The organism is Oceanibacterium hippocampi, from assembly GCF_900172325.1.
GTDB classification, from domain to species: Bacteria; Pseudomonadota; Alphaproteobacteria; order Sneathiellales; family Sneathiellaceae; genus Oceanibacterium; species Oceanibacterium hippocampi.
In genome coordinates this window covers 603,941-622,576 of record NZ_FWFR01000003.1, presented here as the reverse complement: position 1 = coordinate 622,576, position 18,636 = coordinate 603,941, and the positions used below count along the sequence as shown (strand labels likewise).

The 18,636-nt window shown below is 60.1% G+C and carries 14 protein-coding genes and 3 pseudogenes; 10 read left to right on the top strand and 7 right to left on the bottom strand.

Annotation, left to right across the window (positions count from 1 at the left end):
- The first annotated feature begins 4 nt into the window (after positions 1 to 4).
- The gene (locus OCH7691_RS18270; protein ID WP_085885158.1) at positions 5 to 715 is read left to right on the top strand and encodes an ABC transporter ATP-binding protein; all 711 of its coding nucleotides are present in this window, start codon (positions 5 to 7) and stop codon (positions 713 to 715) included.
- 80 nt (positions 716 to 795) lie between these two features.
- A complete protein-coding gene (locus OCH7691_RS18265) occupies positions 796 to 1,605 on the top strand; it encodes an IclR family transcriptional regulator (protein WP_085885012.1) in 810 nt (269 codons plus the stop codon).
- Positions 1,606 to 1,699: 94 nt separating this feature from the next.
- Here OCH7691_RS18265 and OCH7691_RS23395 read toward each other — a convergent pair whose 3' ends face one another.
- The 3 genes from OCH7691_RS23395 to istA all read right to left on the bottom strand — a co-directional run bounded on the left by OCH7691_RS23395 (position 1,700) and on the right by istA (position 4,190).
- Positions 1,700 to 1,840: a hypothetical protein gene (locus OCH7691_RS23395; RefSeq protein WP_176245153.1), complete on the bottom strand. Its 141-nt coding sequence runs from the start codon at positions 1,838 to 1,840 to the stop codon at positions 1,700 to 1,702.
- A gap of 123 nt (positions 1,841 to 1,963) precedes the next feature.
- The gene (istB, locus tag OCH7691_RS18260; RefSeq protein ID WP_085885011.1) at positions 1,964 to 2,692 is read right to left on the bottom strand and encodes an IS21-like element ISPkr1 family helper ATPase IstB; all 729 of its coding nucleotides are present in this window, start codon (positions 2,690 to 2,692) and stop codon (positions 1,964 to 1,966) included.
- Positions 2,622 to 4,190: an IS21 family transposase gene (istA, locus tag OCH7691_RS18255; protein WP_085885010.1), complete on the bottom strand. Its 1,569-nt coding sequence runs from the start codon at positions 4,188 to 4,190 to the stop codon at positions 2,622 to 2,624. The genes istB and istA overlap by 71 nt, the downstream gene beginning before the upstream one ends.
- A 115-nt stretch (positions 4,191 to 4,305) precedes the next feature.
- Here istA and OCH7691_RS18250 point away from each other — a divergent pair.
- Positions 4,306 to 5,106: pseudogene (locus OCH7691_RS18250) on the top strand (IS3 family transposase); the annotation flags it as partial.
- A gap of 81 nt (positions 5,107 to 5,187) precedes the next feature.
- Here the strand turns inward: OCH7691_RS18250 and OCH7691_RS18245 are convergent.
- Both OCH7691_RS18245 and OCH7691_RS18240 read right to left on the bottom strand, forming a co-directional pair.
- Entirely contained in the window at positions 5,188 to 5,418 is a 231-nt protein-coding gene (locus OCH7691_RS18245) for a hypothetical protein (protein ID WP_085885009.1), read from the bottom strand.
- A gap of 113 nt (positions 5,419 to 5,531) precedes the next feature.
- Positions 5,532 to 5,840 carry a hypothetical protein gene (locus OCH7691_RS18240; RefSeq protein ID WP_085885008.1) on the bottom strand — a complete coding sequence of 103 codons (309 nt, stop codon included), beginning with the start codon at positions 5,838 to 5,840 and terminating at the stop codon, positions 5,532 to 5,534.
- A gap of 294 nt (positions 5,841 to 6,134) precedes the next feature.
- Here OCH7691_RS18240 and OCH7691_RS18235 point away from each other — a divergent pair, with 294 nt between their 5' ends.
- From OCH7691_RS18235 to OCH7691_RS18225, 3 genes are read left to right on the top strand one after another with little or no spacing between them, the layout of a single operon-like run.
- A complete protein-coding gene (locus tag OCH7691_RS18235; protein WP_085885007.1) occupies positions 6,135 to 10,727 on the top strand; it encodes a CHASE domain-containing protein in 4,593 nt (1,530 codons plus the stop codon).
- The gene (locus OCH7691_RS18230) at positions 10,724 to 11,542 is read left to right on the top strand and encodes a response regulator (protein ID WP_085885006.1); all 819 of its coding nucleotides are present in this window, start codon (positions 10,724 to 10,726) and stop codon (positions 11,540 to 11,542) included. The genes OCH7691_RS18235 and OCH7691_RS18230 overlap by 4 nt, the downstream gene beginning before the upstream one ends.
- Positions 11,543 to 11,594: 52 nt before the next feature.
- Entirely contained in the window at positions 11,595 to 12,809 is a 1,215-nt protein-coding gene (locus OCH7691_RS18225; RefSeq protein WP_085885005.1) for an EAL domain-containing response regulator, read from the top strand.
- 796 nt (positions 12,810 to 13,605) lie between these two features.
- On the opposite strand, the pseudogene OCH7691_RS18220 reads toward OCH7691_RS18225, so the two are convergent.
- Positions 13,606 to 14,706 (bottom strand): annotated as a pseudogene (locus OCH7691_RS18220) (IS3 family transposase).
- An 81-nt stretch (positions 14,707 to 14,787) separates the two neighbouring features.
- Here OCH7691_RS18220 and OCH7691_RS23785 point away from each other — a divergent pair.
- Together OCH7691_RS23785 and OCH7691_RS18215 are read left to right on the top strand one after the other, a co-directional pair.
- Positions 14,788 to 14,928: pseudogene (locus tag OCH7691_RS23785) on the top strand (EamA/RhaT family transporter); the annotation flags it as partial.
- A 124-nt stretch (positions 14,929 to 15,052) separates the two neighbouring features.
- A complete protein-coding gene (locus tag OCH7691_RS18215) occupies positions 15,053 to 15,460 on the top strand; it encodes a DUF1801 domain-containing protein (RefSeq protein ID WP_085885004.1) in 408 nt (135 codons plus the stop codon).
- Positions 15,461 to 15,466: 6 nt separating this feature from the next.
- Here OCH7691_RS18215 and OCH7691_RS18210 read toward each other — a convergent pair whose 3' ends face one another.
- Positions 15,467 to 15,709, bottom strand: a complete 243-nt coding sequence (locus OCH7691_RS18210; protein ID WP_085885003.1) for a Rossmann-fold NAD(P)-binding domain-containing protein — start codon at positions 15,707 to 15,709, stop codon at positions 15,467 to 15,469.
- A gap of 673 nt (positions 15,710 to 16,382) precedes the next feature.
- On the opposite strand from OCH7691_RS18210, the gene OCH7691_RS18205 reads away from it, so the two are divergent.
- Positions 16,383 to 17,303: a sulfurtransferase gene (locus tag OCH7691_RS18205; RefSeq protein WP_085885002.1), complete on the top strand. Its 921-nt coding sequence runs from the start codon at positions 16,383 to 16,385 to the stop codon at positions 17,301 to 17,303.
- A gap of 102 nt (positions 17,304 to 17,405) precedes the next feature.
- Positions 17,406 to 18,620 carry a YeeE/YedE family protein gene (locus OCH7691_RS18200; protein WP_085885001.1) on the top strand — a complete coding sequence of 405 codons (1,215 nt, stop codon included), beginning with the start codon at positions 17,406 to 17,408 and terminating at the stop codon, positions 18,618 to 18,620.
- Positions 18,621 to 18,636: the final 16 nt, after the last annotated feature.

The following is an 18,636-nucleotide window of genomic DNA, read 5'->3' as shown; positions in this document are numbered from 1 at the left end:
GATGTTGATGGAGGTATCGGGCTTGAATGCCTATTACGGGGAGATCCAAGCCCTCCTGGACATATCATTCGATCTCGCTGAGGGCGAGGTTATCGTCTTCCTCGGCCCGAATGGTGCTGGGAAGTCCACACTCATGCGATCGCTGGCTGGCCTGCATCGCCCGAGCTCGGGGCAAGTCAACTTTGACGGCAAGAGGTTGGATGGTTTGCCGGCGTGGCAAATAGCGCGGATGGGGATCGCCCTTGTGCCCGAAGGCAGGCAGCTTTTCCCGCCATTCACGGTCATGGAAAATTTGGAGCTTGGCTCCCTTTCCGCCGCTGACCAGAGCCGGACCGCGCAACGACAGCAACTTGAGTTTGTTCTCGATCTCTTTCCAAGGCTCGCGGAACGCCGAACCCAACGCGCTGGAAGTATGAGTGGTGGAGAACAACAGATGCTGGCGATCGGTCGTGCTCTCATGTCGGATCCGCGTTTGTTGTTTCTGGACGAGCCATCAGCCGGGCTCGCGCCGCTCATCATCGAGCAAATCTACCAAGTCGTGGCACGGCTGAGTGACGAGGGAAAGACCATGATCATTGTCGAGCAGAATGCCGAAATTGCGCTCGGTGTAGCGCAACGCGGTTACGTCCTCGAACTCGGTCAGATCCGACTCAGCGGCGAGGCTGGAGAATTGAGCCAAAGCGAAGAAGTGCGGCGAATTTACATGGGCGGCTGAATCCAACTGGGCTTGAAAGTCCGAACGACGTACATGAATTATTCCGAATATTTGTTGAGAAAAACGGTCTGATAGGGAATATGTCTAAAATCGCTCCAGCAGATGTGAAGCTCGTGCCCGCCGTTGGTCGAGCGGTCGATATCCTGCGTTACCTCGAAACGGATCTTGATCGGTCCGATGCTTCTCTATCAGCAATCGCGAAGGCCGTAGCGATCAACAAGAGCACATGCAGCGGCATACTCAAGACGCTTGTCGCCACGGGTTTCGCCGATTACGACGACGATCGTCGGACCTACCGACTTGGCCCGTCCCTGATTGGACTCGGCGCACGCGCAGCACTTAATCGCGACCTCGTCGAAATCAGCAAGAAGCATATTGGCTCATTCGTCCGTGAAACCGGACTCACTTGTGTTGTCTTCGAGTGGATGCCGAACGACGAATACCTCGTCACGGCGGCCCTCGAAAGTCCGAGGGCCATCAAGGTTACGATCGATGTCGGCCAGCGTTTCCCGCCACAGGCTCCTGTCATGATGCGTGCTATTCTGGCTTGGCAGACGCAAAAGGTCGTTAATCAGTTCTTCACGCGATACGGTACGCCTCATTTTACGACCGCAACGCTCACGCGGCGCGAAGATATCGAGGCTGCGATGGAGGACGTTCGTCGCTTAGGTTACGCAATCAGCCGTGAAGAGTACTATGCGGCGAATACGGCCATTGCGGCCCCGATCTTGGCGGCAGATAGGCAGGTCCGCGCAGGGCTATGCGCAGTTGGGTTTAGTTCCCAGATGCTGCACGACGAAGCTCCTTCGCTCGGGCGCCGCCTTCGCGCGGTCGCCGATGACATCTCGGTTGATTTGGGCGGACAATCTCTAGTTGTGGATAAAAATTGAATGAATTGATAACTTATTATCGTGATCGCGTTTCTATTGAAAATCGGTAATTGTCAATGGGACATCATCTGCGACATTGATGAAGCGTTGACCCTCACCCCGGGATGACTTTCCGGAACCTGGCCAGCATGCTCTCGAGCCGCCGGATTTCCTCCCTGGCGACCTTCCTGATCTTCGGATCCTTCGTCTTCGCCAGTTCCTCCTGCATGTCGGCCAGGTCGTCCTCGAGTGTCAATCGGCACGCAATCTTGACCCCCTATCGGCATCCAAAAATGACCCCCATGGAGCGCACGGGCAGCTGGCCCGATGCGGCGTAGCCCCCATACAGCGCAGCCGTATCGGGCCAGCGGGGTCCTGGTCATTCACGGGTCTTGAAGCGCCAGCTCTCGTTGCCGGTTTCGACGATGTCGCAGTGATGGGTCAGCCGGTCGAGCAGTGCAGTGGTCATCTTCGCGTCGCCGAAGACCGAAGGCCATTCCCCGAAGTCGAGATTGGTCGTCGCGATGATCGAGGTGCGCTCGTAGAGGCGGCTGATGAGATGGAACAGCAGCTGCCCGCCGGTTTGCGCGAAGGGGAGATAGCCGAGCTCATCGAGGATCAGGAAGTCGAGACGGCAAAGTAGGTCTGCCGTGCGCCCCTGTCGGTCGGCACGGGCTTCGGCATCGAGCTTGTTCACCAGGTCCACGACATTGAAGAAGCGCCCCCGTTTGCCGCGCCGGATGCAGGCCCGGGCGATGCTCACGGCAAGGTGGGATTTGCCGGTCCCGGTGCCACCGATGAGCACGACATTGCGCTGCTGTTCGAGGAACTCCCCGGTGGCCAGATCGCGCACCAGCGTCTCGTTGACGGGCGTTTCCTCAAAGCTGAACTCGTCGACCTCTTTCGCCAAGGGCAGTTTGGCGATCGTCATCTGGTATTTGATCGAGCGCGCCTGCTTCTCGCTGATCTCGGCATTCAGCAGGTCGCCAACGATCTGTTGCGGCTCGTGCTGACGCTTCACCGCCGTGGTGATGATCTCATCGTAGGCGGCCTTCATGCCGTAGAGCTTCAGCAGGCTCATCGCGTCCAGCACCTGTGATCTTTCCATGGTTGGGTCTCCTGAGGCTGTCGTAGCGTTTGCAATCGGCCACCGGCTCGCAGGTCAGTCGCAGTGCGGCCGGCGTATCGATGGTCAGTGGCGGGGTCGGCTCCCGATGTCGGGCCAGGATGTTGATGACGACTGAGGCCGCGGGAACGCCTTCGTTCAGAGCCTCGGCACAGGCAGCGTCCACCGCATCCAGCCCGTCGATCGGGATCATGCTGAGGATCTGGACCATCTGCCGGTCGCCGTTCGGGGCCTTGCCAAGCTTGCGCTGCACGCGCCTGATCGCTGGCGGCAGGTCCCAGTCCTTGAAGGGTGCGCCATTCCGGAGGGCACCGGGCTTGCGAGCCAGAACCGGAATGTAGTGCAACGGGTCGTAGATGGCCTTGTCGCGCCCGAAGGCTCGGGCGTGCTGCCCCACGATCTTGCCGTCCTGCCAGAACTCGACCCGCTCGGCATAGGCACGGATCTCGACAGGGCGGCCAACGGCGCGGCCATCCACGGAGTAGCGGTTCTTGTCGAACCGGACGAGACAGGTCTTCGAGACCGACGCCGGCACGGCATGGAAGCCGTCGAACGGACCGACATAGGGCACAAGACTCGCGCGCTCGTCCTGGAACACATCCCAGATCGTTCGATCCCGAAGCTCCTGATGCGGATTGGCCTTAGCCCAGGCAACACAGCGATCCTCGAGCCAAGCGTTGAGCTCGGCGTAGCTCTTGAACTTCGGCCTGGGCACGAAGAACCGCCGTCGGACAACACCGACCTGGTTCTCGACCTGTCCCTTCTCCCAGCCGGATGCCGGGGTGCAGGCAACGGGATCGACGAGGTAATGCCCGCACATCTGCTGGAACCGGCGGTTGTAGGCGCGGTCTCGGCCGACGAAGATCGTATCCACCGCCGTCTTCATGTTGTCGTAGATGCCCCGCGCGCAGGCCCCACCGAAGAAGGCAAAGGCCTTGTCGTGAGCGTCGAAGACCATCTCCTGCGACTCACGCGGATAGGCCCGCACGAAGAGCATCCGGCTGTGGCAAAGCCGGACGTGCGCCACCTTCACCGTGGTCGTCGCGCCATCGATCACCACAATCTCGTGGCTCCAGTCGAACTGGTAGGCCTCGCCCGGATCGAAGCTTAGCGGCACGTAGGCGGCGGCAGATGCCACCTCTTCCTCCTTGGACCACGTCGCCGCGTATCGCCGGACCGCATCATAACCACCATCATACCCTCGAGCCCGGAGTTCCTCGAAAATGCGGATGCGGGTCAGTCGCTCGCGCTTGGGCTTCCGCGCGTTCACCGTCAGCATCTCGTCGAGCATGTCTCTCCAGGGCCCGATCTTCGGCAGCGGCTGAATGGTCCGCTCGTAGGTGAGCTCCGTCGCGCCAGAGCGGATCACCTTGCGCACCGTGTTCCGCGACACCCGCAACTCCCGGCAGATTTGCTTGATCGACTTCTTGTCCTGAAAATATGCCCGCCGGATCTTCGCTATCGTCTCCACGACCAACATCCCACACTGTGCTCCCCGATGACCTCGGGGGCATCATCCACATCAGTGTAAGGGGGTCATTTTTGGACGCCGATCACCCCTCTACGGGGCCAAAATTGCACGCCTGTTCACAGAGAAGAGCTACTTACAGCGGTGCGCCTGTGCGCTGGCCGGGATCGATCCACGGGTCTATCGGCGCAGGTCGAAGCGACCGAAAGGCACCGGGCTGCGTGCCAGGATGAAGGAGCTGGCCTCGGAACGGAGGCGGTTCGGCTATCGGCGTCTGCACATCCTGCTGAAGCGGGAGGGCTGGGAGGTGAACTGGAAGAAGCTCTACCGGCTCTACCGCGAGGAAGGGTTGACCGTTCGCAAGCGGGGCGGACGCAAGCGCGCAATCGGCACGAGAGCCCCAATGGCGATCCCCCAAGGCCCGAACCAGCGATGGTCGCTCGACTTCGTGTCGGACGCGCTCGCTGATGGCCGTCGGTTCCGCATCCTCTGCGTGATCGACGACTTCAGCCGGGAATGCCCGGCGACCGTGGTCGACACTTCGCTGTCGGGACACCGCGTCGCCCGCGAACTGGACCGGATCGCCGATATGCGGGGCTTCCCATGCATGGTGGTCAGCGACAACGGCACCGAGCTGACATCGAACGCCATGCTCACATGGCAGGAGGACCGTCAGGTCGAGTGGCACTACATCGCGCCAGGCAAACCGATGCAGAACGGCCTGGTGGAAAGTTTCAATGGCCGCCTGCGGGACGAATGCCTCAACGAGCACCTCTTCCCGAACCTGCGCCATGCCCGCCATTTGATTGCGGCATGGCGCGACGACTACAACAATCATCGCCCCCACACGAGCCTCGACGGGCTCACCCCGCGGGAGTATCACCAAAGGTCAAGAGAGGACCAAAACCTGAACAGCGCTAACCTATAAACGCGGACTCTCTGGGGAGCAGGTCACCAGATACAGGAACCCCTTCGCCAATGGGATGTACGTGAAGTCGGCGTGCCACACCTAGTTGGGTCGTTCGATACTGACGCCCCGCAGCAGATACAGGTAAACCTTGTGCACCTTGACCGGTGTGCCGGTCCGCGGCTGCCGGTTAATCGGCATCAGACCCACAAGCGTCATCAGTCGGCGCACCCGTTGTATTTTCACCGGATGCCCTTCGGCCCGCAGGTACCACGTCATCTGCTGCGCGCTGTAAAACGGCGTCTCCAGGAACTGCGGGTCGATCTTGGCCATCAGGGCGAGGTTCTAGGCGCTCTCACGTCTTGGCACGTGATAGAAAGTCGAATGGCCAATCGATGCTAGCCGGCACTGTCGGACAATCGACAGGGTGGGATGGTCGGGCTGAATCATCGCCATGCGCTCCCGCCGGGGAGTAGACGCAGCCCATGTTCCAAAAAATCCTGTCCCACCGTCAGCTCGGCAATCTTAGCATGTAGTTGCTTGATCCGAACAGGATTCACCTCCGACTCCACAGAAGCGCGGCTACGCCGGAAGATCGCCGACGCCTCTTCGAGCAAGGCCTTCTCGCACTGATGGGTCATCGTCGCGTGAACGCCGAACCGACTCACCAGATCGGCAACTGTCTGTTCGCCCATCACGGCTTCTAATGCCACATGCGCCATGAAATCCGACTTGTGCTGCTTCCGTTTCGTCACCGCTGCTCTCCTTGCGTTGAAGATCAGGAGACATCAACTCAGGAGCTTAAGTCACTGTCCGATTGCCGGGGAGGAACTCAATTATCGACACTGTATCAACGAGATTCGTCGGTATAGTGAGAAAATCTGTTTAGTAATAACGAGTTATTCGGATCGTGTGTCTCTGATGTTGTCTGAAAATTCAATGATATGAAGTATCGAAATTTAATATGTTATTAACCGATTTAGGGGAGGTTATGATTGGCTTATTGAATTTGTTACCTTGGAAGTCCGCATGTTGCGCGGCGTTTTATCATGATATCAGCGTCCATTCCATCGGATGAGCCGGCCCGGTTAGCTGTATTACGCGGCTACAATATCCTTGATACCGGGACCGAAAGGGCATTCGATGACGTGACACTGCATGTGGCAACGGTCTGTGAGGTTCCCGTATCGTTGATCACACTGGTCGACGCAGAGCGGCAATGGTTCAAGAGCAGGTTCGGTCTGGGCGTAAGCGAATTGCCGCGCGACACATCTTTCTGCGGCCACACAATTCTAGGCCGGGAAATACTCGAGATCCCCGACGCCCTTGAGGACAAACGCTTCCACGACAATCCCCTGGTGGTCGGCGAGCCTAATTTTCGTTTCTATGCCGGAGTGCCACTGACGACGCCAGATGGCCACAACATCGGCACTCTCGCAGTTATTGACCGCGTGCCGCGCCTGTTGACGGCAGAACAAAGGGACGCGCTCGTCCGGTCGGCGAGGCAAGTTGTCGAGAAACTCGAACTAAGAAAGAAAAACCACCTATTAGATGCGAATGAAAGTCTTCAGAAGGCTCTTCTGAACAATGCAGGCTCGTCCATTATCGTGACGACACCGGATGGCGCGATCACCCATTTCAATCCCGGCGCCGAGCAGATGTTCGGCTACTCCTCGGATGAGGTAATCGGCGAACAGTATTCCAACCTCGGTTTCCACGACGAAGCCGAAATCGCCGTTCGCGCGAAGGAATTGACGCGGGAGTTCGGGCGTTCGATTAGGCCAGGGCGCGATGTTTTCATCGTCAACGCGCAACGGGGTAAGAGTGAGAGGCGCGAATGGACCTGCGTCCGCAAGAACGGCACGTGTTTTCGCGCGTTGCTCAGCGTCACGGCCATTCGCGACGATCATGCCAACGTCATCGGCTATCTTGGTATCTCGATTGAATTGCCGAGCCTCGGGCGCGCCGCCGCACAAGATGGCGTGGAGAATACGGAGACGATCTCCGCGGCGCCTGCAGCAATCGGAGTCGCCGGCGTCTTGACGCGCACGTTGTGGCTGGCTGTGGCCTATCTGGCGTTATCGGGTATCGGTTGGTTAGTGGCGAGTTCCGGCGGTTACGGATCGCCCTTTTGGCCGGCGGCGGGATTGGCGGTCGGTGTCTTGTTGGTATGGGGCTGGCGCTACTGGCCGGGCGTCTGGCTCGGCTCTTTTGTGTTCAGTTTCCTGTTGGAGCTTCACCAGTCGGGATTGCCTGGTTTGGGCACTGCGGCGTACATGGCACCGATCATCGCCACCGGGGCGGCTTTGCAGGCGGCAATTGGGGCCCAACTGGCGCGACGCGTCTGGCGATCGCCGAATGTACTGGTGCGCGAGGGCGACGTGTTCTGGTTTCTGGTGCTCGTCGGCCCACTGGTTTGCACGATATCACCAACACTGGGCGTCGTCGCGCCGTGGCTGGCTGGGCGCGTTGTTTCGGGGCATGATTTTTTTATCTATTGGTTCAACTGGTGGGGCGGTGACAGTATCGGCGTGATGTTATTCGCGCCATTGGTACTTCTGGGACTGCCGGAATCGCGGGGCATCTGGCGCGATCGTTTGGCGCATATAGTCACGCCGCTACTCACGACGGCATTGCTGTTCTCCGTAGTCATTATCTGGCTGGAGCGCAATGCAGAGCTCACGGCGAAGTATTATGCAGATGAGAAGGGCGAGGAAGTCCGTCGCATAGTGACCTCTCATTTGCCGGTCTACGCCGAGGAAGTCCGCATGCTTGAGCGGTTGTTCGCCTCGTCCGTATCGGTCACTCGTGATGAATTTTCCACGTTCGCAAGCCGAACTGCCCGACAACCAGAGTTTCAGGCTATGCAGTGGGTACCACGTGTGCCGCAAGCGCAACGTGCAGCAGTTGAGAGGGCAGCCCGACGCGAGGGATTCGGGGAATTTCAGATCAATGAGTGGGACTCGCAAGGGCGTCTTGTTCGCGCCGGAACGCGCGCCGAGTATTTCCCGATCTTTTTCGTCGAACCGCTGGCATCCAACCGACCGGCTCTCGGATTTGATATGAGCAGTCAGAAATATCGCCTGAATGCCATGAAACGCGCGCGCGATACCGGCGACACGGTAGCCAGTGAACCGATAGAGCTCGTCCAGTCCGGCGAGATGGGCGTGATCCTAATCCGGGCTGTTTATCACGCTCGGTTCGATACGATATCCGCCACGTCGGCGGCGAGACGTGAGAACCTTCGCGGCTTTGTTGTTGCGGTGTTGAACATGCGATCGCTGGCGTCCAGCCTCTTGGAAATCGCGCAAAGCAAGAAACTCCACATCCGCGTTCTCGACATTCCGGCAGGCGCGCCTGCGCAGACATTGATCGAAGCCGGCCATGATGGCGACCATCCGGTTTCGGTTGACTGGTCTGAGCCCCTCGAGTTTGGCGGGCGTCAGTGGCGTCTGGAAGTGGGTTTGGTTGACGAGCATTGGCTGCACGGACTCAGCGGGCAATCGCCCCTGTTCCTGCCGATTTCGGTCGGTGTCGTTCTGTTGATTGTCGTGTTCACGCTGGCCAATGCTGGGCGCGCGATTGCCATTACCCGCGAGGTCAGTGATCGCACTTCCCAACTGTCCGGGGAGATCGAAGTCCGTCAGGCTATCGAGTGTGAATTGCGCGCCGCCAAGGACGACGCCGAAACCGCCAACAAGGCCAAGTCCCAGTTCCTCGCCAGTATGAGCCATGAGATCCGGACACCATTGAACGCGATCGTCGGAAACCTCGAGTTGTTGCAGATGGGCGAAGTTGACGACGAGCAAGTGGAAATGATTGACGCTGCTACTTCTGCCAGTAAGTCGCTGCTGGCCTTAATCGGAAACATTCTGGATTTTTCTAAAATCGAGGCGGGGAATTGGATACATGAAACGACCGACGTCGATATCGTCGCTATCCTGAAAGACGCGGTGATAGTTCTGCGCAGCAGGGCCGTACAGAAAGGAATTTCATTAACCTTGACGGCGGAATGCGATGTTCCGAAAATAGTACATTGTGATGGTCCTCGTATTCGCCAAATATTGCTCAATCTTATCGGGAACGCGGTCAAGTTCACCGAAAAGGGGGGTGTGCACGTAAACCTTAGCGTGACCGACAGGGGTAAAGACTTGTGCGAGTTGCGGTTCGTGATCAACGATTCCGGAAAGGGATTTGACAATTCAATGGCGTCGGGACTGTTTGATCCATTCGTCCAAGATGATACCGACAATTGGCACAACGAGGGCACTGGCCTCGGATTGTCGATATCCCGCACTTTGCTGGAGAACTTTGGAGGAACCATAGGCTGCAACAGCATCCCGGGCGAAGGGGCCACTTTCTGGTTCACCCTGCCCGCGGCTGTGGTGACCTCGGCCACGCCCCCGGCCACCCTCGATCTATCGGACCGAACGATACTGATTGAAGGGGACCCTACTGGCGCCGCAAGGTGGCTAAAAGACTATTTCAGGACGCGTGGTGCAAACGTCACGTCGATGCAAGACCTGCCTGATAGTATTCTAACCATCACATGCAAAGGGGAGCGAGAACAGGATAGTTTCCGAAACGCCACTGTCATTTCAGACATTACACAAGGCCATGGTCCGGAGACCGTGCGGCAACAGGAAACGCAACATCGGCTCCCCGTGATCTACGGCCCCGAGCCATCACCCCAAAATCAGCGCCTCGCAATGCGAGCGGGTTTCGTTGCAGTAATTCCGAAGGGCCAGAATGCCGAGTATCTGGACCTCAACATCATGCAGCTTATGGGCGGCACACCGATTGACCGTTGGAGGCAGGCGGATCGGATCGTATCTCGCCCGCCATTCGATCCGGCGCTGCAACGGAAGCGTGTTCTGGTCCTTGAGGATCGCCTGGTCAACCAGGCCATCATTCGGAAACAATTGCGGGCGCTCGGCGTTACCTGCAGGCTTGTCTCAAACGGGATCGAGGGCCTGGAAGTATTGGAGAACGATGACTTCGACCTGATACTTTGCGATTGCTCGATGCCCGAGATGAACGGCTTCGACTTCACGCGCGCCTTGCGTCGCAAGGAGAACGCGGCAGGGGGCGGCCGTCGCATTCCGGTCATAGCCTTGACGGCGAACGCTTTCCGTGAGGACGCGGAGGAGTGTTTGGAGGCCGGTATGGACGACTTCATCAGCAAGCCGGAGACTTTGGGCCGCATTGCCGCGGTTCTGGGCAAATGGATTGGCGACGGACGATCGGCGCCGAAAGCCCCAGCCGAGGGTTCCACGGATGCCCCTGTGAAATTGTCTTCGATTGACGTGAATCTATTGGCCGAAATCATGGCGACCAGCGAAGTGACGGAACTCCACGAGATCTTGTCTGAATTTCTGCCGGCCGCCAGAGCTTCTCTCGCGGATGTAAAAGCGGCCATCTCGACAAGCGATGCAAATAACATAGCCGCCGCCGCCCACGGCGCCAAAGGCGAAGCACAAGGTGTCGCCGCTGGATCGCTCGCAAAGTTGTACGAGGAAATGGAACGCCTGGCTAGAGGCGGTGACATCAGTGAACTGAATGAGCTTGAGGAACGCGCCGTCATGGAAGTCCACCGGGTCGAGGATTTTATTCGGCGACAGGTGAAGGTCTCGACAGCATGAGGGAGAAAACAACCGATTACTCGGATCATGGATTTCTAATCGTCGACGACAAGGCGTTCCTGCGCGGAATCGTCCAGAGCATGCTCATGCTTTGCCAAGCAGGGCGGATCGAGCGTGCGTCGAACGGCACCGAGGCAGTGAAGGCCCTGGCGCGAAATTCCGAGAGCATCGACTGCGTTCTATGCGACTGGAATATGCGGCCAGTAGACGGACTAGAGGTGCTCCGCTCCATCCGCTCGGGGAGGATATACAATACGCCGCGGGACCTGTGCGTCATCATGCTTACGGGCCATGCCGACGAGCATTTAGTGAAGACCGCTCTTGCCTTGGACGCCAACGGATACATGGTAAAGCCCGTTTCGATGGCTAAGCTGGTTGAGGCTATCGACAGGGCTTTTGCCAGACCGGTGATCCTGAAACCCAAGGTCGTTTATGACTCGATTGGATGCGTGGACCTTCCGGAAGGTACCTCCGACAAGTCCGCGAAGCGAACCCTGCCGTGGGTTCTCTGGTCCGAGATGGGTGGGGAGGTGCCGGCGAATCGGGGCGATCGGCTCGAGAAAATTCGAGCAATCGCTACTGAAAAAGCGGGCTATCGCGCGGACAATGAGCGCGAGGTAGTGAATTTGATATGCATGGACATCACTTCTATTCCGGATGGCAAGGTACTTGCTGAGGATATATTCACCGAGAAGGGATTTTTGCTTTTGGCTTCCGGAACGGTGTTAAGCGAGGCTCTGCTCGGTCGTTTGTGCGAGATTACAAAAGAAAGCGCCTTGAAAGCGCAGTTGATTGTTGGTGATTTCGAAGACTGAAGCATGACGCGGTGGCGGGATAGCCATAAGTCTCATACATGGACCTAGACAGATGACCAAGAACGCAAACGGCAAGTTTCGTGCTTTGCTGGTGGATGACAAAGCCTTCGCTCGCAGCGTCGGCATGCGGATTCTCAAGACAGCCGGCCTGACTGCAATCCAGGAAGCATCGAACGGTCAAGAGGCGCTCGATCTGCTTCGCCAGAAGGACCAATCCATCGATATCGTCTTCTGCGATCTGATGATGCCGGACATGGACGGTGTCGAATTCGTTCGGCATGTGTCAACCCTACCAATAAAGCCGGCGTTTGTGTTTGTCAGCGGCGCCGGCGCCTCGCTATTAAACACCGTCGAGAATACCGCGAGGGCTCGAGGCCTGCGCGTCCTGGGCACGATCGAGAAGCCCCTAACAGTTGCCGCGACCGTTGATCTTCTGGCGCGATTCGAGGGTGCCGTACCAATGGCTTATGGCGGCGACAGGGTGGTGCCCGACATTACTCCCATGGATTTATCGATCGCACTGGAAGCAGACCAGTTCCTGATGCATTTCCAACCCAAGGTCGCGCTCGCCGACGGCGCCTTGGATGGGTTCGAGGCACTTGCACGTTGGCAACACCCCGACCGTGGCATGATCCCACCAATCGAGTTCGTGGCGGCAGCCGAGAAACATGGACTGATCGGCGCATTGACGGAACGGACCGTGAGGCTGGCCCTGAGGCAATGCGCCGAGTGGGCCAAGGCGGGCCTGGTCACGAAAGTCTGTGTCAACCTGTCTGCCTATATGTTGGTAAATACCGATTTTCCGGATCGCTTAGCCAAAGAAGCCACACAGTTCGGAATAGAACCACGGCAGATAGTCTTGGAAATCACGGAATCGGGATTATTCCAGGATACCGCGAATGCCCTGGATATCCTCGCCCGCCTGCACATGAAAGGGTTCCCGTTGTCTATCGACGATTTTGGCACGGGCTATTCCTCCATGGAACAATTATCCCAAGTCCCCTTTTCTGAGATGAAGGTCGACCGAGCTTTTGTGCGTGGCGCTGCCAAAAACGTGAAGGCCAAGGCCATCTTGGAAGCAAGCGTGGAACTGGCGCGGCGGTTGGGACTGAGCATAGTTGCCGAGGGCGTCGAAACTCAGGAAGACTGGGACATGCTGCACAACGTAGGCGTGGATCTCGTTCAGGGTTACTTCATTTCCAAGCCTATGGCCGCGGAAAACGTCCAACCGTGGATTGCGGCATGGGGAGAGATAGGGCGGCAATAAGATAAAAATGGACGAAAGGGGTTGCTCCCGGCGAGGCTGATCGTGGGTCGACACCGGAAGGTTGATCCTGCAATGGAATGTTTCGTTCCGGCGTTCGGTGGAGACGACGAGGATCAATCCAAAGGTGTTTCGGCTCATCGAGACAGGAGGTGCCAATCATTCAAGATAAACTGCCGACCTCGCTTGCTTCCGGCCGACAGTTCGCTAAATGTGGCATCCTGCCTAGGCCTTGCGTCAGTGGGGGCTGCAAGGCGCGGCAGCTGTCCTCTGCCGCGCCCACAATAATACGGCGGTTGGCCGAAGGCTGAGACGTGTCAGGCAGCCTTCGGCGCTCAGCGATCTGATCGTTCGTTTTCTTATTCTCGTCCAAGATAATGCACTGCGGGCGAGCCACGTAGCCGTCCCGGCAGAACAACCGCCACGCCGATGGCCCGGACCTTTCACCACCGTGACGCAAGGTGGGAGTGTCCCGATGCTTGGTTGATCTTGCGCCCTGGGAAAGATAGCCCGTCCATCGCAGAAGTTATTATTTCGGGCGGCATGATCCTGATGCCGCCAACGAGATCGGCGCATGGCGTCTCCAGTCCAAGCCCGCGCCAACCTCGCGGAGCCCCTCAATCCCGACGGAGCGTTTACTCGCCATGACCTGAGATCCGTTTTCCCTCCGGTTTAAGGGAGAGTCCTTGGGTTGATTGCAGTGCTCCCCAACGCACCCTCGGCAGCGCGTTGAGTTTTTCGGACCGATGGTGCGCTCCCCAACCTACCCTCGGCGGGCGTTAGAGTTTTCCGCCTTGTTTCAGCGCCACGGGCTGGCTGCGCGTGCTGATTTCATAAGCGCTGCCGGGACCTTGTTGCCGATCGCGCTGTGTGGCCGTTCCTCATTGTAGTCTCTACGCCAAGCCTCCAGCTTTTCCGTTGCGTCCGCAAGGCTCAGGAACCAGTGGGCGTTCAGACACTCGGCCCGCAGACGACCGTTGAAGGACTCGACGAAGCCGTTCTGCATCGGCTTGCCCCGCGCGATGTAATGCCAGCCGACACCACGCTCTTCCTGCCATTGCAGCATGGCGTTCGACGTCAACTCGGTGCCGTTGTCGCTGACCACCTGGTCGGGATAGCCGCGCAGGGAGGCGATACGGTCAAGTTCCCGCGCAACACGGACGCCCGAGATCGAGTTGTCCGCCACCATTGCCAGGCATTCGCGTAAGAAGTCGTCGATCACGCATTGAATATGGAACCGCCGGCCGTCGACTAGGGAATCCGAGTCGAGGTCGAGAGACCAGCGCTGGTTCGAACCCTGCGGGGTCGCCATCGGCGCCCGCGTGCCCAGCGCCCGTTTGCGCCCGCCGCGCTTCCTCACAGTCAGGCGCTCCTCTTTGTAGAGCCGCTACAGCTTCTTGTGGTTCACCTTTATCCCCTCGCGCCGGAGCAGGATATGCAGCCGGCGATAGCCGAACCGGCGGCGCTCTGACGCCAGCTCCCGCAGTCGCGGGCGGATCGCCTCATCCGCAGGCCGTCTCGATGCATAGCGGCAGGTCTTCCGGTCCAGCCCCACCAGGGAACAGGCCCGCCGCTGCGAGTAGCCCTTGTCGTCGATCGCCCAGTACACGGCGCTTCTCGTCGAACCCGGCGGCAGAAGTTTTTTTCCGAGTATCTCTTTCAGCGTAGACACATCCATTACCGATTCAGCGAGAAGCTTCTTCAGCTTCGCGTTCTCTGCCTCCAGCGCCTTCAGCTTCTTCGCATCCGACACGTCCATACCGCCATACTTTGAACGCCAGTTGTAAAACGTCGCATCGCTGATGCCATGCTTCCGGCAAAGATCAGTCGCAGACAGACCTACCTGATGCTCCTTCAATATCCCGATGATCTGTTTTTCCGTGAACCTGCTGCGCTTCATCGTCTAATTCCTTCAATCGGAAGCAGACCCTAACTTCAAATCGGTGGGGGTTCAGGGGGGCAAGGTCACCTCCACCCCAGCGTCGGCCAGTTGCAACTGCTGCAGCCGTTCTTCGGTCTCGCGCTCGCCGGCCTGCTGCTGGGCGAACCGGTCGCCTGGACGATGGTCGCGGCAACGGCGCTGATCGTGGTCTGCGTCGCCTTCGCCCGGCGCTATGCGTGACCGGGCACTCCGCTCCCATTCTTGATCCGGCCGGCCGGTGCGATTAGGTGCCGGGTTGGGCGAGGCTCCCGCGGCGGGTTGCATCGCCGCCACGACAAGGGACGGACGGCAAGAGAGAACCATCATGGAGAATAGCGAGGCGCAGCCCGACGTGTCGCCATCCCGGATGATCGACGCGAAGATCGAGGCGCTCGGCGACTGGCGGGGCGAAATGCTCGCGCGGATCCGCACCCTGATCCGGGAGGCCGACCCCGAGGCCGTCGAGGAATGGAAATGGCGCGGCGTGCCGGTCTGGTACCACGATGGCATGATCTGCACAGGCGAGACCTACAAGGCGGTCGTGAAAATGACCTTCGCCAGGGGCGCCTCACTCGACGACCCTTCGGGCCTCTTCAACGCGAGCCTCGACGGCAACACCAGGCGCGCCATCGACTTCCGCGAGGGCGATGCGATCGACGAGGCGGCCCTGAAGGCTCTCATACAGGCAGCCGTCGCGCTGAATGCCACCCGCGCCGGCGCACGATCGCGCTGATCGCGATCAGCGCGCGCTTTCGAGGAACGTCCGCAGGGTCATCGGCGGGCGGCCGGCGAAGCGCTCGACGGTGTCGCTCAGCATCTCGAATTCGCCGGTGGCGATGGCGCCGTAGCTGGTGACCCGGCCGTCCAGCTCGAATTTCGAGGCGCCGAAGCCGGTGCGCGAGACATAGGCCTCTTCGAGTGTCTGGTTCCCGTAGACGACTCCGCGACCGGTAATCTCCGAGAGCCGCGCCTCCGAACGCAATCACGAGCCTATCTTGCCGGCCATTGTCCTATGCCGTGACGTGATTATCCGATCCCACCAAGAAACACCGGTCATAGCAATTTGTAACGGATCTCCGCGCCGCAGGAACTTAGGATTGCGAACGCAGGAGACACCGCTCGTCCCGTCGAGGGACGGGCGGCGTCCCCGAACTCAAACTCTGATCCTGCCCTGGTGTTCCCTGTTATTCGCCACCGAACTCCCTGATCCCTTGAGTCGAATTCCCTGTTCCATCCTGCAGGGAAATTCCTCCATGTCGTTGAAAATGTGCGTGTATTTCGGGCGATTGAGTGCGATCACGCTTAAAATGGCGGTGAATTCCCTGTATTTTCCCTGTTAACGCGCTGGTAGCGGCAGAGACGGGTTCGCTCGTGACTGCAAGCACCACCACTCCGCCCCGTTGCCTTGGCCGCAGCCCTGGCCCGGACGGGGCTCTGGCGCGGCCCCTCCGACAATGCCCCTATTCCCCGTGACCGGTCCGTGCTTCTCCGATGGGCGGCAGCCTGCCGAGCCTGCACGCCGGGTCATCTCGCCGTCGATTCCGCATGGCTGTTATGAAATACAACGATTATCCTGCATTTGCTTTTCGGACAGCATTTCACCACATTGTCGTCGAGTTGAATTTTCTGTTTCACACTATTAAATGGGGTAATAAATGCGCACTCCTCTTCTCGCGGCCGTGCTTGCCGCCGGCCTCGCCATTGCCGGCGCCGCCCAGGCCGAACGACTGACCGACCAGCCGCTCGTCGACGCTGCCTGGCTCAAGTCCCATCTCGGCAACGAGAGCCTCGTCGTGCTCGACGTCCGCGACGCGGCCAATGACGGCAACCCTTATGACAAGGGCCATGTCCCGGGTGCGATCAGCGCGCCCTATTCGACCACCGGCTGGCGCGCCAATGTGAACGGCGTCCCCGGCATGCTGCCGCCGGTTGAGCAGATCGAGAAGGTCATCGGTTCCCTCGGCGTAAGCAACGACAGCCATGTCGTCATCGTGCCGAACGGGACCAATTCGTCCGAGTTCGGTATCGCGACCCGCATCTACTGGACCTTCAAGGTGCTCGGACATGATGCCGTGTCGATCCTGAACGGCGGCGAGCGCGCCTGGGTCGCCGCCGGCGGCGAGGTCTCGACCGACGCGGTCAAGCCCGTGGCCGCCAGCTTCACCGGGACCCTCCGCAGTGAACTCCTGGCCACCGCCGCCGATGTCGAGAAGGCCCGTGCCGACGGCACCCGGCTGATCGACGGTCGTCCGGCCGCGCAGTACAAGGGCGAGAGCAAGAGCCCGGTGGCCCGCGTCGCCGGTACCATCCCGAGCGCGGTCAATATCGAGAATGCCAAGCTCTACGACGCCGAGAACGCGAGCTTCGTCTCGAAGGAGACGGTTGCCAGCCTCGCCAAGGGCGTGGATGTCGACGCCGACAAGGAGAATATCGCGTTCTGCAATACCGGCCACTGGGCTTCGGTGATCTGGTTCGGCCTGAGCGAGGTCCAGGGCAACAAGCGGACCAAGATGTATGATGGTTCGATGGCCGAATGGACCGCCGATCCGGCCCGCCCGGTCGAGCCCGGTTCCTGATCGCCGATCCGAACGTGAGCGGAGGGTGCCCGGCCGGGTGTCGGGCATCCTCCCTCGAACTGACCCGGCCGCCTGCGGCCCCGTTTCTGCGACCATGATGAAATGACCTTGAGCAACGCCACCGCGGCAACCCCGGTTGCCCCTGTCTATCCCGACAAGGCCCCGGTCATTGTCGCCGGTCTGACTCTTCTCCTCGGGGCGCTCGCGATCGGCGAGGCGATCGACGCCCGCCAGGCCGGGCTGTTCCTCATCGGCAGCCTGCTGGGACTGGCGCTCTACCACGGCTCGTTCGGCTTCACCGGCGGCTGGCGGCGCTTCGTCGTCGAGCGGCGGGGCCGCGCGATCCGCGCCCAGATGCTGATGATCGCGGCCGCGACCGTCGCCTTCATCCCGCTGCTCGCGCTGGGCAGCGTCAACGGCCAGCCGCTGGCCGGCGCGCTGGCGCCGGTTGGCGTCTCGGTGCTGGTCGGGGCCGCGATGTTCGGGATCGGCATGCAGCTCGGCGGCGGTTGCGGCTCGGGCACCCTGTTCACCGTCGGCGGCGGCAGCGCCCGCATGCTGGTCACGCTGATCTTCTTCATCGCCGGCGCGGTGCTGGGCTCGGCGCATCTTCCCTGGTGGCTCACTCAGCCCTCGTTGCCGGAAATCAGTCTTGGCCGGACGTTCGGCGCGACCTTCGGCGTCATCGTCACGCTTGCCGGCCTGGCAGCGGTAAGCGTCGTGACCATCCTGATCGAGCGTCGCGCCCATGGCGGGCTCGAGACGCTCAAGCCGGCGCCGCGTCGCGGTCTTGCCCGGATGCTGCACGGTCCATGGCCGCTGGTCGGCGCGGGGCTGGCGCTCGCCGCCCTCAACGTCGCGACCCTGCTCATTGCCGGCCATCCCTGGTCTGTGACCTTCGGCTTCGGCCTTTGGGGCGCCAAGGCGATCCAGGCCATGGGCGTGCCGGTCGAGACCTGGGCATTCTGGACCTGGCCGGGCCCGGCCAGGGCACTCGGATCGAGCGTGCTCGCCGACGTCACCTCGGTGATGAACTTCGGCATCATCCTCGGCGCGGCCCTCGCGGCGGCGCTCGCCGGCAAGTTCGCGCCGAAGGTGAAGGTGCCGTTCGCCTCGTTCCTCGCGGCCGCCCTCGGCGGCGTCCTGATGGGCTATGGCGCCAGGCTCGCCTTCGGCTGCAATATCGGCGCGCTGTTCAGCGGCATCGCCTCGGGCAGCCTGCATGGCTGGCTCTGGTTCGCGGCGGCCTTCGCCGGCAGCATCGGCGGCGTGGCGATACGCCCCCTGTTCGGCCTCGACGGGTTCAGGAAGAAATGAGCGAGCGCAACACGTT

Coding starts and splice junctions, on each gene's coding strand:
- OCH7691_RS18265 (WP_085885012.1), top strand. CDS start 796: ATGTCTAAAATCGCTCCAGCAGATGTGAAGCTCGTGCCCGCCGTTGGT.
- istB (WP_085885011.1), bottom strand. CDS start 2,692: ATGGAAAGATCACAGGTGCTGGACGCGATGAGCCTGCTGAAGCTCTAC.
- istA (WP_085885010.1), bottom strand. CDS start 4,190: ATGTTGGTCGTGGAGACGATAGCGAAGATCCGGCGGGCATATTTTCAG.
- OCH7691_RS18245 (WP_085885009.1), bottom strand. CDS start 5,418: ATGGCCAAGATCGACCCGCAGTTCCTGGAGACGCCGTTTTACAGCGCG.
- OCH7691_RS18235 (WP_085885007.1), top strand. CDS start 6,135: ATGATATCAGCGTCCATTCCATCGGATGAGCCGGCCCGGTTAGCTGTA.
- OCH7691_RS18230 (WP_085885006.1), top strand. CDS start 10,724: ATGAGGGAGAAAACAACCGATTACTCGGATCATGGATTTCTAATCGTC.
- OCH7691_RS18225 (WP_085885005.1), top strand. CDS start 11,595: ATGACCAAGAACGCAAACGGCAAGTTTCGTGCTTTGCTGGTGGATGAC.
- OCH7691_RS18215 (WP_085885004.1), top strand. CDS start 15,053: ATGGAGAATAGCGAGGCGCAGCCCGACGTGTCGCCATCCCGGATGATC.
- OCH7691_RS18205 (WP_085885002.1), top strand. CDS start 16,383: ATGCGCACTCCTCTTCTCGCGGCCGTGCTTGCCGCCGGCCTCGCCATT.
- OCH7691_RS18200 (WP_085885001.1), top strand. CDS start 17,406: ATGACCTTGAGCAACGCCACCGCGGCAACCCCGGTTGCCCCTGTCTAT.